Origin of the sequence: Cohnella laeviribosi DSM 21336 (assembly GCF_000378425.1) — a bacterium.
GTDB lineage: Bacteria > Bacillota > Bacilli > Paenibacillales > Paenibacillaceae > Cohnella > Cohnella laeviribosi.
Window position 1 is genome coordinate 16689 of the sequence record NZ_KB899846.1, and the last position, 16156, is coordinate 32844.

General features: G+C 54.1%; 15 protein-coding genes and 2 pseudogenes. 15 read left to right on the plus strand and 2 right to left on the minus strand.

What is annotated here, in order from left to right:
- Positions 1 to 66 precede the first annotated feature (66 nt).
- The 11 genes and pseudogenes from dxs (at position 67) to tnpC (ending at position 12034) form a co-directional block, all read left to right on the plus strand.
- On the plus strand, positions 67 to 2010 hold the full coding sequence (gene dxs / locus F560_RS0118500) for a 1-deoxy-D-xylulose-5-phosphate synthase (protein WP_019007251.1): 1944 nt from the start codon (positions 67 to 69) through the stop codon (positions 2008 to 2010).
- 2 nt (positions 2011 to 2012) lie between these two features.
- A complete protein-coding gene (locus F560_RS0118505) occupies positions 2013 to 2858 on the plus strand; it encodes a TlyA family RNA methyltransferase (protein WP_019007252.1) in 846 nt (281 codons plus the stop codon).
- A 253-nt stretch (positions 2859 to 3111) separates the two neighbouring features.
- Positions 3112 to 3579, plus strand: coding sequence for a hypothetical protein (locus tag F560_RS0118510; RefSeq protein ID WP_019007253.1), 468 nt, complete (start codon positions 3112 to 3114; stop codon positions 3577 to 3579).
- Complete coding sequence (gene ahrC, locus F560_RS0118515) at positions 3576 to 4025, plus strand: transcriptional regulator AhrC/ArgR (RefSeq protein ID WP_019007254.1); 450 nt, start codon at positions 3576 to 3578, stop codon at positions 4023 to 4025. The genes F560_RS0118510 and ahrC overlap by 4 nt, the downstream gene beginning before the upstream one ends.
- A 38-nt stretch (positions 4026 to 4063) precedes the next feature.
- Entirely contained in the window at positions 4064 to 5785 is a 1722-nt protein-coding gene (gene recN, locus F560_RS0118520) for a DNA repair protein RecN (RefSeq protein ID WP_019007255.1), read from the plus strand.
- An 89-nt stretch (positions 5786 to 5874) separates the two neighbouring features.
- Complete coding sequence (spoIVB, locus tag F560_RS0118525) at positions 5875 to 7203, plus strand: SpoIVB peptidase (RefSeq protein ID WP_019007256.1); 1329 nt, start codon at positions 5875 to 5877, stop codon at positions 7201 to 7203.
- 220 nt (positions 7204 to 7423) lie between these two features.
- Positions 7424 to 8236, plus strand: a complete 813-nt coding sequence (gene spo0A / locus F560_RS0118530; protein ID WP_019007257.1) for a sporulation transcription factor Spo0A — start codon at positions 7424 to 7426, stop codon at positions 8234 to 8236.
- 147 nt (positions 8237 to 8383) lie between these two features.
- Positions 8384 to 9356: pseudogene (locus tag F560_RS24280) on the plus strand (tyrosine-type recombinase/integrase).
- A 428-nt stretch (positions 9357 to 9784) separates the two neighbouring features.
- A complete protein-coding gene (tnpA, locus tag F560_RS0118550; protein ID WP_019007258.1) occupies positions 9785 to 10099 on the plus strand; it encodes an IS66 family insertion sequence element accessory protein TnpA in 315 nt (104 codons plus the stop codon).
- Entirely contained in the window at positions 10099 to 10452 is a 354-nt protein-coding gene (tnpB, locus tag F560_RS0118555; RefSeq protein ID WP_019007259.1) for an IS66 family insertion sequence element accessory protein TnpB, read from the plus strand. The genes tnpA and tnpB overlap by 1 nt, the downstream gene beginning before the upstream one ends.
- Positions 10453 to 10531: 79 nt before the next feature.
- Positions 10532 to 12034: pseudogene (gene tnpC, locus F560_RS25205) on the plus strand (IS66 family transposase).
- A 114-nt stretch (positions 12035 to 12148) separates the two neighbouring features.
- Here the strand turns inward: tnpC and F560_RS0118570 are convergent.
- Complete coding sequence (locus tag F560_RS0118570) at positions 12149 to 12322, minus strand: transposase (RefSeq protein WP_019007260.1); 174 nt, start codon at positions 12320 to 12322, stop codon at positions 12149 to 12151.
- Between the two features lie 555 nt (positions 12323 to 12877).
- Between F560_RS0118570 and F560_RS0118575 the strand changes: the two genes are divergently transcribed.
- The 4 genes from F560_RS0118575 (at position 12878) to F560_RS0118590 (ending at position 15749) form a co-directional block, all read left to right on the plus strand.
- Positions 12878 to 13813 (plus strand): hypothetical protein, encoded by a 936-nt coding sequence (locus F560_RS0118575; protein WP_019007261.1) that lies wholly within the window; start codon positions 12878 to 12880, stop codon positions 13811 to 13813.
- A gap of 19 nt (positions 13814 to 13832) precedes the next feature.
- The gene (locus F560_RS0118580) at positions 13833 to 14894 is read left to right on the plus strand and encodes a hypothetical protein (RefSeq protein WP_019007262.1); all 1062 of its coding nucleotides are present in this window, start codon (positions 13833 to 13835) and stop codon (positions 14892 to 14894) included.
- Positions 14895 to 15002: 108 nt separating this feature from the next.
- On the plus strand, positions 15003 to 15179 hold the full coding sequence (locus tag F560_RS25675; protein WP_019007263.1) for a hypothetical protein: 177 nt from the start codon (positions 15003 to 15005) through the stop codon (positions 15177 to 15179).
- 21 nt (positions 15180 to 15200) lie between these two features.
- Positions 15201 to 15749, plus strand: a complete 549-nt coding sequence (locus tag F560_RS0118590; protein WP_156829047.1) for a hypothetical protein — start codon at positions 15201 to 15203, stop codon at positions 15747 to 15749.
- 171 nt (positions 15750 to 15920) lie between these two features.
- On the opposite strand, the gene F560_RS25210 is transcribed toward F560_RS0118590, so the two are convergent.
- Positions 15921 to 16156, minus strand: a 236-nt coding sequence (locus tag F560_RS25210; RefSeq protein ID WP_019007265.1) for an integrase core domain-containing protein, incomplete at its 5' end; no start/stop codon positions are given.

Below are 16156 nucleotides of genomic sequence, written 5' to 3' on the forward strand. Positions count from 1 at the left end.
TATTTTTCCAAGCTTGGCTATATGCCCGGCGATCCGATTGGGCATTTGCACGCCGCTTGTGTTATAATGGAGAAAATTTTGCAAAGCAACCGACATATTCGGGAAAGCGGGGAACTTCATTTGCTGCTCGACCGTATCGACAGCCCGACTGATCTGAAGCGGCTGGCTGTTGCCGAGCTTCCTCAGTTGGCTCAAGAAATCCGCCAGTTTCTAATTGAAAAACTATCGGCGACCGGCGGACATCTCGCTCCCAATTTGGGTGTAGTCGAACTGACGCTGGCTCTTCATTATTTGTATGACAGCCCTCGGGACAAGTTCATTTTCGACGTCGGCCACCAGGCCTATGTGCATAAAATCTTGACCGGCCGAAAAGACCGGTTCGGCACGTTGCGGCAGAAGAACGGCTTGTGCGGATTCGTGAAGCGTTCCGAAAGCGAGCACGACGTCTGGGAAGCCGGGCACAGCAGCACTTCGCTGTCCGCGGCCATCGGCATGGCGCTCGCGCGCGATCTAAAAGGCGAAAACCATCGGATCATCGCGATCATCGGGGACGGCGCCCTGACCGGCGGCATGGCGCTGGAAGCGCTCAACCACATCGGCCACGAGAAGCGCAATCTGACCGTCGTGCTCAACGACAACGAGATGTCGATCGCGCCGAACGTGGGCGCGCTGCACAATTATTTGGGCAAGGTCCGCTCCGACAAGACGTACCGCAAAGCCAAAGACGAGCTTGAATGGCTGCTGCGCAAAATCCCGGCCATCGGCGGCAAGCTGGCCAAGACGGCCGAGCGGTTGAAGGACAGCCTGAAATATTTGGTCGTACCCGGAATGCTGTTCGAGGAATTCGGCCTTAAATATTTCGGCCCGGTGGATGGGCACGATATCGAGAAGCTGCTGGAAACGTTCCGGCAAGCCGAGAAGGTGGACGGTCCGGTCCTCATTCACGTGCTGACGGTCAAAGGCAAGGGGTATTCCCCCGCGGAAGCGGACTCCTTCAAGTGGCACGGCATCACCCCTTACAAAATCGAATCCGGCCAAGTCGTCAAGCCGGTCGGCCCGCCGGTCTATACGGACGTGTTCGGCAAAATGCTGATCGAGCTCGCGGAGAAGGACGAGCGGATCGTCGCCATTACGCCCGCCATGCCGGGCGGTTCCGGACTGCTCGGCTTCGCGGAGCGCTTCCCGGACCGCATGTTCGACGTCGGCATCGCGGAGCAGCATGCGGCCACGATGTCCGCGGCTTTGGCGATGGAGGGGATGAAGCCGGTGTTTGCCGTCTATTCCACCTTCCTTCAACGGGCCTACGACCAGGTCGTGCACGATATTTGCCGGCAAAATCTGAACGTCGTGTTCGCCATCGACCGGGCCGGCTTTGTCGGCGCCGACGGAGAGACGCATCAGGGCGTTTACGATATCGCTTTTTTGCGCCATATACCGAACATGGTGCTGATGATGCCCAAGGACGAGAACGAGCTTCGCCGCATGCTGAAGACCGCGATCGAATACGACGGCGGCCCGATTGCGGTTCGCTATCCCCGGATCAACGGGCTCGGCGTGCCGATGGACCCCGACCCGCAGCCGATTCCGATCGGCAGCTGGGAGATCGTGCGCGAAGGCGATTACGCCGTCATAATTGCCATCGGCCCGATGGTGCAGGTCGCCGAGGAAGCCGCCGATCTGCTGAAACGCGAAGGCATTCAGGCGCGGGTCGTCAACGCCCGGTTCGTCAAGCCGCTTGACGAGGAGATGCTGCTCTCGCTTGCGAAGGAGAACATCCCTTTGCTGGTGATGGAGGAAGGCTCCGTTCACGGCGGCCTGGGCGGGGCGATTCTCGAGTTTTACGCGCAGGCGGGTCTGTCGCATGTTTCGGTCGGTCTGCTCGGCGTTCCGGACCGGTTTATCGAACATGCCACGATCAAGGAACAGCGCGCCGAAGTCGGCTTGACGGCCGAGAATGCGGCGCAGGAGCTCCGCAAGCGCGTGGTTCGCAAGAAGCAGAGGGCGACCTGAGCATGACGGTTATCGCGAAAGAACGCTTGGATGTCCTGCTTGTAGAACAGGGGTATTTCGAAAGCCGGGAAAAGGCGAAGGCCGCGATCATGGCGGGACTGGTGCAGGTCGGCGCGGAACGGATCGACAAGGCGGGCACGAAGGTGCCCCGGGATGCCGTCATTACCGTAAAGGGCGCGGCGCATCCCTATGTCAGCCGGGGCGGACTGAAGCTCGAGAAGGCGATCCGCTATTTCGGCCTTCGGCTGGAAGGTGCGGTCATGCTGGACATCGGCGCTTCCACCGGCGGCTTTACCGACTGCGCCCTCCGGCACGGCGCTTCGCTCGTTTACGCTGTGGACGTCGGCTACAACCAGCTCGATTGGTCGCTGCGCCGGGACGAGCGGGTTCGGGTGATGGAACGGACCAATTTCCGTTATATGACTTCCGACCAACTGGACGGACCGCAGCCCGGTTTTGCCACGATCGACGTGTCGTTCATTTCCCTGAAGCTGATCCTCCCTACGCTCGCCAAACTGCTGAAACCGGGAGGAGAAACCGTCGCCCTCATCAAGCCGCAGTTCGAGGCGGGGCGCGAGCAGGTCGGCAAGTCCGGTGTCGTCCGCGACCCCGCCGTGCACGAGGCAGTGCTGTGCGAGGTGCTGGAACACGCGGCAACGCTCGGCTTCCGGCTGCAAGGCCTCACCTTTTCCCCGATTACGGGCGGGGAGGGCAACATCGAGTTTTTGGCGCACTGGAGGTTCGCACCGGACGAATCCGCCGAAAGCGGAATGGGGCGCGACGAAGTCCAATCGCTGATCAAGAAAGTCGTTGAAGAAGCATCGACCGCATTTCACCGAAAAGGCTGATCTTTTGAACACATCCCTTTGCTGAATTCATTTTTTTAGGAAACGCCAATACGGGGGAAATCATGTCCCGGAGCTGCCGAAGAACGGCCGGAAGACGATGACCGGTTCTCCGGGCATGCTCCGTTTTTTGCGTTTGCAGGGCCGGAAAAAAGGAATCGCGCGCGCCGGCCGCGAACTAGGTTAGAAGCGGCGGCACCTTCTTTGGACGACAGGCACGAATATTCGCCGACGTTGAAGGTGGAGGGTGGCTATAGTGGAGCGGTTCGGCGATTGGCTGCTGTTTCTTACGGCGGCAGGCCTCTTGCTTTTATGGCTGTGGCGAAGATTCAACCTTTGGCTTTTGGAGCCGCCGAACGCCAGGCTTCGCAGGCTTGCGAACGCCGGCGAGGTCGAGCCCAGCGAAGCGGTGGCGCTTCTGGAGGAGCAAGGCTTCGAAGTGCTGTCCGGCAAGCACCGAATTCCGCTTCGCGTCGCGGTCGACGATCAGCCTTCCCAGCCGACGCGGCTTTATTTCGATTATCTGGCCCAAAAAGATCATAAATACTATTTGGTCAAAATGGAGAGATGGAGAAATCCGATGGAGTGGACGGCAAGCGGCCTGAGGGAGCGCCTGCTGCCGTACGCCCTGTTGTTTCCGGAGTCCGACGGGATTGTCGTCGTCGATCTCAAGGAACGCATTGTACGAACGGTGCGATTCAAAGTGGAGGATGAAAAGGAATGAAAGCGCAAAGGCAACGGCAAATTCGGGAAATGATCGGCAAGCGGGAAATCGAAACGCAGGAAGAGCTTGTCGAGGCGCTGCGAAGCGAAGGCGTTCATGTGACCCAGGCGACGATTTCGCGCGACATCAAGGAAATGCAACTGATCAAAGTGCCGCTGGAAGACGGACGGTACAAATACGCCATGCCGCAGGATCAGAAGTTTAACCCGGCCTTGAAGCTTAAGCGGGCGCTGCTCGACCATTTCGTGAGCGCCGATTCGGCCGACAATCTGGTTGTCGTCCGCTGCTTGCCCGGAACCGCCAACACGATCGCTTCATTGCTCGACGGCATGGAATGGCCGGAGGTTATGGGCTCCATCGGAGGCGACGACACGATCCTGCTGATTTGCAAAACGAAAGAGCAAGGTCCGCAAATCGTCAAGCGAATTCAAGAAATGATGCATTAAACGTTCTGCGTTCACCATAAGAGGAGGCTGCGCAAAGGATGCTGCGGGAACTGTCGATCCGGAATTTGGCGGTTATCGAACAGGTAACGGTCCTTTTTCATTCCGGTTTTCATGTCCTCACCGGAGAGACCGGCGCGGGCAAGTCCATGATTATCGATGCGCTCGGACTGATCGCCGGCGGCCGGGGCTCCGCGGAGATGATCCGGCACGGATGCGAACGGGCGGATGTCGAAGCGGTGTTCGACCTGCCGGACAATCATCCGGTATGGAGCGTGCTGGACAAATTCGGTATCGAAGCGGATCCCCGCGAAATGCTGGTGATTCGGCGGGAAATCATGCTCCAGGGCAAATCGTCGGCGCGCATCAACGGGCAAAGCGCGACGCTGACGATGCTGCGCGAAGTGGGCGAACATTTGATCAACATTCACGGACAGCACGAGCACCAGTCGCTGCTGCGGACCGAACGCCATCTGGAATGGCTGGACCAGTATGCCGGAGAAGAGATCGCTGCCGACAAATCGGCCTATGCGGCCAAATACGAACAGTTTCGCCAAGTGGAGCGGGAGCGCAAGGAACTGGAGGAAACCAGCCGCCACCAGATGCAGATGCTCGATTTGTACCGTTACCAGCTCGAAGAGATCGCGGAAGCGCGCCTGAAGCCGGGAGAAGACGAATCGCTCGCGGAGGAAAGACGCAAACTAAGCCATGCGGAGAAGCTTGCGGAATCGGTGTCGGAGGCGTACGACCTGCTTTCCGGCGCGAAGGGGCTTTCCGCGATTTCCCGCGCTATTTCGCGGCTTGAGGATATCGTTAACGTCGATCCGTCCGTTCTTAAACCGCTGCTGGAGCAATTGCAGTCGGCATATTACGCGGCGGAGGATGCGGCGTATCAGCTGCGCAGCTATCGCGACAACGTCGAGTTTAATCCCGAGCGGTTGGCGCTCGTCGAAGACCGGTTGGATTTGCTGTACGGCCTTAAGCGCAAGTACGGTGAAACCATCGAAGATATTTTGGCCTACAGGGAACGGATTCAAGCCGAAGCGGACAAGCTGGAAAACCGCGACGAGCGTCTGCAGCAGCTGATCGATGAAGAAAAGCGCCTATATCGGGAACTCGCCGTTTTGGCCGAACGGCTGACCGCCATCCGGAAAAACGCCGCGCGCCGGTTGTCCGAAGTGATCGTACAGGAGCTTCGCGAATTGCAGATGGAGCGGGCGGTCTTTGAGGTTCGGCTGGAACAGGCGCCGCTTTCCGCAGCGGGCGCGGACAACGCCGAATTTCTGCTTTCCACCAACCCGGGAGAACCGCCGAAGCCGCTGTCCAAAATCGCTTCCGGCGGCGAAATGTCGCGCGTCATGCTTGCGCTGAAAGCGATATTTGCGCGCATCGACCGCATACCCGTGCTTGTCTTCGATGAAGTCGATACCGGAGTTAGCGGGCGGGCGGCGCAGGCGGTTGCGGATAAGCTGTCCCGGCTGGCCGGAGATTGCCAGGTATTTGCGATTACGCACCTGCCGCAGGTGGCTTGCATGGCCGATTACCAGTTCGAAATCGCCAAACAAGTGAACGAGAACGGCAGAACGTCCACTTCGGTGAGAGAACTCGAAGGCGGCGAACGGGTAGAGGAGCTGGCCAGAATGCTCGGCGGCGTGGAAGTAACGGAAAAAACCCGCCATCACGCGCAGGAAATGCTGGCGCTGGCGATTCGCCAAAAAAACGCTTCACGACGCGAAAAATTGCGGGTGAAGGAAGCTTTTTGAGAACATAAAAGCGGAGGGGCACGGTTACCTTATAGTTACGTTGTCGGCGGGTCAAACGCGCCGCAAAGACTGTAAGGGAGCGTGAGAAAGTGAACCGAACAGCCTCCGTCCGTCGCAAAATCGGCATTCTTCTCGTCTTATTTCTCTGCCTTGCGGCTTCTTCCGCCCCGATCCGGCATTATGCCGCGCTGCCCGACGAGCTTCGTTTGTTCGAAGGGCAGGCGAAACGTCTTCACTACGCCATGCCGGTCCATGCGCAAGGGAGCTTGAACCCGGAAGTCGCGGTCGTCAACGGAACCCGCCATGCGAATTTCCAAGTCGATTTAAATCAGCCATTATCGATCGAACCCCAAAACAGCGGAGAGACGAAGTTAAAGCTGAGGCTTTTTGGCAAAATTCCGTTCAAAACGATCAAGCTGCAGGTTGTTCCGGATTTGCGGGTCGTGCCGGGGGGTCAGACCATCGGGGTTAAGGTCAAGTCGGCCGGCATTATGGTCGTAGGCCATCATCTGGTCCGAACCGGTCCGCAAACCCGCATTTCGCCCGGCGAGGAAGCGAAGTTGAAGCTGGGCGACCTGATCGTCGAAATTAACGGCCGTCCGCTCAACGACGTGACCAAAGTGGCGGCATTGGCGGAGCATGCGGGGAAAAACAACATTCCCCTCGATCTGGTCGTACAGCGGGGAAAAAACCGGTTCCGCACCCAGTTGAAGCCGGCGTTCGATAAGGAAGACAAAGTGTGGAGACTGGGGCTGTACATCAGGGATTCCGCGGCCGGGGTCGGAACGTTGACCTTCTACGCGCCCGATCACGGCGTCTACGGGGCGCTGGGCCACATCATCACGGATATGGATACCCAGACGCCGATCGTCGTCGGCGACGGCCAAATTTTGCAATCCAATGTGCTGTCGATTTCCAAGAGCCAAAGCGGCGAGCCCGGGGAGAAGAGAGCAAGCTTTATCAAAGAAAGCAAAACGCTGGGCAACGTCGAACGCAACACGCCCTTCGGCATCTTTGGCAAGATGAAGGAACTTCCGAAGCACGGTTTGCATCAAGAGCCGGTTCCCATCGCCTTCGCCGAGGAAGTGGAAGAAGGGCCTGCCGAAATTTTGACCGTCGTCAACGGACAAAAGGTCGAACGTTTCAATATTCAAATCGTTCACGTCGCCAAGCAGACGACTCCCGCGACCAAGGGGATGGTCATCCGCATAACCGATCCGAAGCTGCTGGAGCGCACGGGCGGCATCGTCCAGGGCATGAGCGGCAGCCCCATCCTGCAGAAGGGCAAACTGGTCGGCGCCGTAACCCACGTGTTCGTCAACGATCCGACTTCCGGTTACGGATGTTTTATCGAATGGATGCTGCAGGATGCCGGAATTGTTCTGAATCCGAACCAACCGACATCTAAGGCGGTTTAACGCCTTGGATGTTGCGTTTTTGGGGCGACACGGAAAGCCAGGATTTTGTCGAAAAAGTTCGAAATTAGATGTGATTTGTAATAAAATATTTATTATAGTTGATAACGAATAAAAAATAAAGAAAAAAATTCTCATCAAGAAGGAATCATTATCGCCGTGTCGAATTGGGATATACAGAGCAGCACCATCACTCAATCGTTTAAAAGGGAGGACCAGAGCCTTGCAGCGGATCGAAGTATTTCTTGCAGACGACAACCGAGAATTCACGAATTTGTTATCCGATTATATTGAAGAGCAGGATGACATGACGGTCATCGGCGTGGCGTACAACGGAGAAGAAGTCATCCGCCAGTTGGAGGAAAATCGGCTTGTGCCCGACGTGATGATTCTCGATATCATCATGCCTCATCTGGATGGCCTTGGCGTATTGGAAAAGCTGAGGGATATGAATTTGTCCCCTATGCCCAAGATCATCATGCTTACGGCGTTCGGGCAAGAAAACATTACGCAGCGTGCGGTTCAACTCGGGGCTTCCTACTACATACTCAAACCGTTCGATATGGATGTGCTCGCCAACCGGATTCGGCAATTGGCCGGATATTCCGTTGTTTCGACTCCGGTGGTTTCTTCCGGCTCGGCCGGCATCAGCCGTTCCAACATCGTGCCGATCGGCAAGCCGCGTAATCTCGACGCCAATATTACGAGCATTATCCATGAGATCGGGGTTCCGGCGCATATTAAGGGCTATCAGTATTTGCGCGAAGCGATCACGATGGTGTACAACAACATCGAAATTCTCGGGGCGATCACGAAAACGCTGTACCCGGCGATCGCCGAGAAATTCAAGACGACGCCGTCCCGCGTCGAACGCGCCATCCGCCACGCGATCGAGGTCGCCTGGACGCGCGGCAACATCGACAGCATCAGCCACCTGTTCGGCTACACGATCAACATCAGCAAGTCGAAACCGACCAACTCGGAGTTCATCGCGATGGTCGCAGACAAGCTGCGGATCGAGCATAAGGTGTCGTAGCTCGGGCTAGCAAGGGATTTCGGGTTTGATTGCGCCTGATCCGAAACCGACCAATTTTTTTGAGACCGATAAATCATGAGAAGAAATGCCGATAAACTGCCCCTATTTATTGGTTTGCAGTCAAACCAATGAATAGGGGTGTTTTTCATGACGGATTTCGAATTTCAAATCGAAAACTTTATGCTGTACTGCACATCCAAAAACCTTTCCCGAAAGACATTGGCCAGTTATGAGCAATCGCTGAAATTGTTCGCCGCGTATTTGAAGGAGCACTTCAAAATCGTTGATCCGGGCCGCGTACAATCAGGGCATATTCGTCAGTACATCAAATATCTCAAGGAACGCGGCAAATACACGGTGGTTGTTAATGAGGAGCGGAAAGAGTATAACCATCCTGACCATCGGTCGGACTATAACAGCCAATCTCCGCAACGACAATTGACAATTATGTGAGGAACATCAAGGTTTTCTTCAATTATCTATTCGAAGTGGAGACAGCCATCCAGAAAAATCCGTGTGAAAAAATCGAAAACATCAAGCCGGAACGAAAAGCCAAAAAAATGCTGACAGTCGAAGAGATTAAGCGTGTCTTAAAACAGTTCGATACAACCACCTTCCATGGATATAGAAACCTCATCATCACCAAACTGTTGTTGGACACAGGAATGCGAATTGGGGAATGTTTATCGCTGAAACCAAATCAGTTTGATTTTCATCACAAGAGCATCCTGATTGTGAATCCGAAAAACAAACAGCAGCGGTATGTATTTTTTCACATCGGCTATCACGGGATCTTAAGCAATGGATGAAGTACAAAGATCGTTATTCGAACAGCGATCTAATGTTCCCTACGACAAGGGGCACCCAGTTGGAAGTCCGGAATTACGAGAAAGCGATGCGTGATGCGGGTAGAAAAATTGGAGTTCAGATCCATCCACACCAACTTCGAAATATTTTTGCTAAGTACTATATCATGAACGGCGGCGACTGGTTCACCTTATCCAGAATTCTCGGTCATTCATCTGTTGACGTCACACAAAAAGCGTATTTGGACTTCACAGATGACGAAGTGGGGCGGAAGTATCAGCAGCATAGCCCGGTTGAGTTCTTGAAAATATAAGCGTCTATTCCCGTCCAAAAAAATTTTTTTTCAAAAAGTTCACGTTAAACATTGGAAATTGGATGACACGTCATGTTAATATCATTTCAGATTTGATCAACTGCAGAAGTTTTGTCAGGATTCCGTTGTTGTCATCCCCAGATACAGTTGTCAAGGACGCGATATTGATTTCAGCCTTGACAACTGTATTTCCCCTCACGAATATTCACTCCATATTTTGCCTTTTGTTCATTCACATTAATAACCCTGTAAGGTACACAAACATTCACCATGAATAATCCCTCACGACTTTTCGACACCACCCTCGTTTATGGACTTTTCATTTTGCATGGTCCGATACAATCGTAAGCGTCAAATACTTCACACCTACACGGACTCGAAGATGCATGAGAAACTGAGTGTATCTGAAAGATAGGAGGTACGCACGTATGAACGAAAACGAACGCAACGAGCAATGGCGGGAGCGGATCCGTGCCTATCGGAAAAGCGGACAGACCATGCGAGCATGGTGTGCCGCCCAAGAAATCCCGTTCAACCAACTGAAATACTGGTTACGCAAACTGTCGCCGGACAAACGGAAATCACCAACGACAACTTGGGTGACGGTCACCCCAACGCCGCCTTCATCGGCGGAAGCCTCCCCCCTCGTCGTCCGGATCGGCAGCGCATCCATCGACATCCGTCCCGGTTTCGATGGGTCCCTGCTCACGCAAGTGGTGCGGGTGCTGGAGGCGGACCGCTGATGCTCCCCCTTCCCGAACGGATCTTCCTGGCGAGCGGCGCGACGGATCTGCGCAAATCGATCGACAGTCTGGCCGCCCTCGTCCAGGAAAGCTTTGGCTGCAGCCCGTTTGCGCCCACCCTGTTCGTGTTCTGCAACCGGCAGCGGGACAAGCTGAAAATGCTTTACTGGGAACACAACGGCTTCTGGCTGTTCTACCGTCGGTTGGAGCGCGGCACGTTCCGATGGCCGGAGCCGTCGGACGGAAGTCCGACGATCGCCCTGCAGCACCGTCAATTGCGCTGGTTGCTGGACGGACTCGCGCCGGATCAGCGGCAGGCCCATCGGCCGGTGCCCGCCCAGGTCGTCCTGTAACGGCTTTCCCATCGGCGTGTTCACCAAATCGCCATGCTCATCGGCAGGAAAGGAGCCCGATGTCGCGAAATCCATCATCATGGAAAACCGAGCGGACATCTCCCCCCTGACCTCCGAAGAGATCATTCGACAATTAACCGAACAAGTGGCGGCGCTCAAGCTGCAGGTCGCCTGGTACGAAGAACAATTTCGGCGGGCGCAGCAGAAGCGCTTCGGCGCCTCCAGCGAACAAACACATCCGGATCAACTGACGCTGTTCAACGAAGCCGAAGCGGAGGCCGATCCGTTGGCACCCGAGCCGACGGTCGAAACGGTGACCGTTCAGTGGCGGAAGAAAGCCAAAGGCGAACGGGAAGCGAAACTGGCGAACCTGCCGGTCGAAACGATCCACTACACGCTGGACGAAACGGAAGGCGTCTGCCCGGATTGCGCCGGGCCGCTGCATGCGATGAGCACGGAAGTGCGGCGGGAACTGAAGATCATTCCGGCGCAGGTGAGCGTCGTCGAGCATGTGCGCCACGTGTACAGTTGCCGCTGGTGCGGGCAGACGGGCGTGCGGACGCCGGTCGTCACCGCACCCATGCCGGCCCCGGCGTTGCCGGGCAGCCTGGCGTCTGGCGCACGTGATCCATCAGAAATACGTGAACAGCTTGCCGCTCTACCGGCAGGAAGAACAGTTCCGGCAATGGGGCATCGACCTGTCGCGGCAGACGATGGCCAATTGGCTGATCGCCGCCAGTGAGCGATGGCTCGTTCCCTTGTACGATCTCTTCCATGCCAGGCTTCTGGCGCAAGACCATCCGCGCAAGCGAAATCGTACCTGTGGCTGTATCGCACCGGGCGCGGAGCCGCGCTCGACGTGATGCTGTACGACTACCGGACCGGACGCGGCAGTGAACATCCGGAGGCCTTTCTGGCCGGATTCACGGGGTACTTGCAGACGGACGGCTACAGCGGATATGCCAGGCTCAAGGGGGTTACGCAGTTGGGCTGCTGGGCGCATGCACGGCGCAAATTTCACGAAGCCGTGCAGGCGGTGCCGCCGGCGCAACGCGCTCAAACCGCCGCGGCGGAAGGGCTGGCCTTGTGCAATGCGCTGTTTGAGGTCGAACGCCGCCTTAAGGAGGCGACGGCGGAGGAGCGCCATGACGCCCGCCTGGAGGAAAGTCGGCCGATTCTGGACCGGATGGCCGCCTGGCTCGAAAGCCAACGCGCGCGCGTGTTGCCCAAAGGGTTGCTCGGAACGGCGATCACCTACTGCACGAACCAGTGGCCGAAGCTCACCGCCTTTTTGCAGGACGGACGGCTGGAGATCGACAACAACCGCAGCGAACGGGCGATCAAGCCGACGGTGATCGGCCGAAAAAATTTCTTGTTTAGCAACACGCCGCGCGGAGCAAGGGCCAGTGCGGTGTTATACAGCATCGTCGAAACGGCAAAAGCAAACCGGCTGAAACCGGAGGCATATTTGCAGTACCTGTTCGAGCAACTGCCGCAGCTGCCGAACTTGCAGGACGCCGCCGCTCTGGAGAAGCTGGCCCCGTGGTCGCCCGCATTGCCGAGCACGTGTCGCCTGTTCTGACGTTATGCCCCGAACCGCTCTGACTGCGAAATCAGGGCTCTTTGGCGTTCCGTCTGGTTCGGTGCTCTCGCGCACACGCTTCGTTTCTATTCTCACAGGATCGAGAAGTTTTGATCAGGTGTGCTGGATTTGACGCTTACCCGGATCCTGTTTGAATTCGCTGATCCAACGGTACAAGGTATTGTCGGATACACCCAGTTCCCGAGCGACTTGCGCCACCGGTTTTCCCTGTTCCTGGATCATCCTCACGGTTTGGATTTTGAAGTCTTTGTCATACTTTTGACTCATCTTCGGACACCTCGATTTTGCTGAATTTATTGTCGCATTCTCGATTCTCGGTGTCCACTATTCAGTCTAGCATCATGACACTGTTGATTGTATAAAAAAATAAACCGTCCCTAATGGACGGTGTTATTTATGGTGTTGCCCCCGGGTTGCTTTGTAACCGTGCTACCAGTTACACCAACTCTCCGCAAGCCGCCAGGGGCAACAGGATAACTAAAGTACTCATCAGCACCATTCCTTTCGTAACTAGGAGAGGATAAAGCGCAGAAATTGCGGCGCCGAGAAGACCTGATAACAGGTTATCTGCGAACCAGTTCTCTTTGAGATGAGTACTTAATTAGGAGAGTGTAGGACTCGAACCTACTCCTGCGGCAAACATACTGGATTTTTATTATACCACGATTTGGTATGATAATCAAGGAGAAGCAGGTATCGTATTTTATGGGCCAACTGAAAGTTGAGGTTAACGAGGATCACAATCAAATCACTCAGGACGTGGATTGAGAGTAGAGTGACTTTCGCTAAGATGGTAAAATGTGTAAGAAAGGAGCCGGTCGCATGACTAACACAGAGAATCGTCCATGTCTGTTTTGCAATACCATTAGCCAGATGCGAGAGGTTGAAGAAACGTTACACTTCTCATGTCTCTGTACAGGTGGAAAGGGCTGGTATACGATCGACAGGGACTGTTACGACGACTATGATGCACGCCGATACCCGGGGCATCTTATCTCTGGCTATATCCGAGAGATGTACGAGAACGGCCACCAGGTGCATATCGACTCAGAGAACATTGAACAGATTCTTCGTTCCCCACTAATTCCAAATCATGTTCGCGACAAAATAGAAAAATTGCTTGTTTATCTATACCGCAATACCGAAGTAATTGGTGAACCGGTCATTTTGAAGGAGTCAGATTTTAATCTGACCTATTCACCGAAAGCAACCGAACTGATAACATTGATTTATTACTTGAGGGATCAAGGATTTATCGAAGAGGAAGTTCACAGTGAATTAGGGTCCACTGATATGGAAATCATCATGACACCAGCAGGCTTGGAGCAGGGACATGAATTGTTGAACCGTCAGAAAAAATCTAACCAGTGCTTTATAGCGATGTCCTTTGACCCCGGTCTGCTGCAGACTTTCAAAGATCATATTTTCCCGCGAATACGTGAGACGGGTTTTGAGCCAATTACGGTCGATATCGTTCATCATAATGACAACATCGTGGATCGAATCATTTACGAGATTAAAAACTCCCGTTTTGTCATTGCGGATTTTACCCACCAGAAGCATGGTGTCTATTACGAGGCAGGCTTCGCTAAAGGACTGGGTTTGGAAGTAATCTGGACAGTTCGGGAAGACGACATTGGAAACTGCCATTTTGACACCCGTCAGATGAACCATATAGTCTGGAGAACGGTCGAGGAACTTGGTGAGCGATTGCGGGACCGGATTCTGGCGACGATCCCGGGGGCGCGGCTTACATAATAAATAGGGGTTGAGGGATTTGACGATATGGCAAGTTGCAGCCGGTGATTCCGGTGGGAGAAATTACACGCAACTCTGCATCGAGCACGATGTTATCTTGATTGGACCGGGGGATCCCGGCAATTTCAAAGACAATCCTTCCGGTTACGACGGCGAGCACATGAAAAACCAGATCGCGAGTTTTTGCAATAATCCAAAAGCCGGCGATCTTGTCCTTTTGCGTTACGGTAAAAGAGTTGTGGCTGTCGGCATTATCCCTGATGAAGACCCCGAATACTCATGGCAAAAAGTATTTGATGATGTATTGGGCTGGGATATGCAGCACACGCGAAGGGTCGTTTGGGATCAAAAAGCACTCTCTATTCTCGACCCCATTCAACCGGTATTTGGCCATATGCCGATGATGCCGACGATCACAAGGGTCGAAGATCAAAGAATCAAGAAGTACGAAGCAGATCTATTGCAGGCAATCAAAATTAGACCGTTAAGGCCCTTGCCGAAAGATGTCGGTGAGGTGCTGGAACCGGAAGCACTTGGCATGGCCCTTTTCGCGAAAGGGTTGTCCAATGACGCAGTTGAAAAAGTGCTGCAAACGATCGCCCGCATCAATCGTTTGTCGTCGTGGTATGGAACGGATAAAGAGCAGAAACGCCCTTCAGAACACGAGATCGTGGCACACATGATCTCGCCCCTCATGCTCGGCATGGGATGGTCAGAGCAATTACTCGCGATTGAGTGGAACAATATTGACATGGCGTTCTTTAACGCTACGCCAAGCCGGCCGGAGCATTGTGTGATGATTTGTGAAGCCAAAAGGCAGGACCAGTCACTTGACGATGCGTATGAGCAAGCGCTTAAATACGTTCAAAAAAACAACCTGGTCAACTGCAAACAAATCGTTTCAACCGACGGAACCCGGCTGTTGCTATACAAAAAAGATGTGGCAGGGAATTGGCCTGCTGCAGATGCACCGACAGGCTGCGTGAACTTGCGACGAATTCGGGATAAGAACGTGTTCCCCAAAGGTACTTCAGGGATTGATACGTTAATGGAGTTGGTCCCCTGGAAGGTAATGGGGTAATAACGAAGAGACGGAGGGGAGGTCGCCCCGAACCCATGCTCGATCCCTGACGCGTGGATCGTGGGCGAGAACATAACGCTCCTGTTTGAGTTTAAGGTGAGCGGCACGTTGAACGCTGCACAGTTCGCGGCGCATCGTACGAAACTTTCGTCGGACGCGCTGGAGGTCGAGGCGACCTGGAAGCAGGTCGGGGAGGCGATTCGTAGCCTGGAGGCGGACGATTGCTGCGTCGATCCGGCCCGGGAGAAGCCGGCGTGGAATCGCTGGCGGTTTGGGACACAATAAGCATTATTAGGGGAACTGATGGTGGAACAATCCAACTCGACTCTTCAACTTGAAATTGATCATATTCATATCCCGTTTGACCTGGAGTTCCTGCGGAGATGGAGAGAGGGAGATCCCGAGGTTGTGCCGCCCGAAGTGTTGGCATGGAAAGGGAATGGCAGGCAGTTCAGTTATGGTTCGGGTGAATTTTGGGCGGCGCGGTATTTCCGGAGCAAGGAATACGAAGTGATCGAAGGCTATGACTTGGTGTCTAAAAAGTCGATATTTAAGGAACATAATGCAGTTATTCAATTCAGACTTGGGGAAGATCGAGTAAAGGAATTTTCTGCAGCAGCCCAAAAATGGAATCGTGCCGGGTTTCGGGTAACCACTAACCTGGACATGTTCATTTTCAACAAGGACGAAGCGTATTTTGTTGACGCTAAGAAGGGCAGAGACTTCCTGAAGCCCAATCAATTGCGCTTTATTTATCTGGCTCAAGAGATTTTAGGAGTGCCAAGCAGAGTAGCAGCGATGGATGTACAGGCTACAGAACCGTATATTACAACGCGCATTTATTCTCTTACTTAGAACCAGTGATTGCAAAGCGCCACAATATCCATTTTCGGCAAAAGTTCCTTCCTGGGGACCCTGAAGTTCTTTACGGGGGTGTTAGGGTTGTAAGTGTAATGCTCCCCATTGTCAAGACACGATTTTTTGGACTTTCCACAGTTTGCTTGACACGAAGTTAAGACCAATTCATTATGAATGGATTTTTTCATATTCCACTGGGCTCATATAGCCTAGTGTTGAATGCATTCTTTTCGTATTATAAAACATTTCAATGTACTCAAAGATTGCATTTCGTGCTTCCTTTTCACTGGAAAACCTCCTTGTTTCCGGCATCAGTTCACGTTTTAACGTTTTGTAGAAGCTTTCTATTACGGCATTGTCGTACGGATCTCCCAAGCGGGACATGCTGGGTATGGCTCCATGTT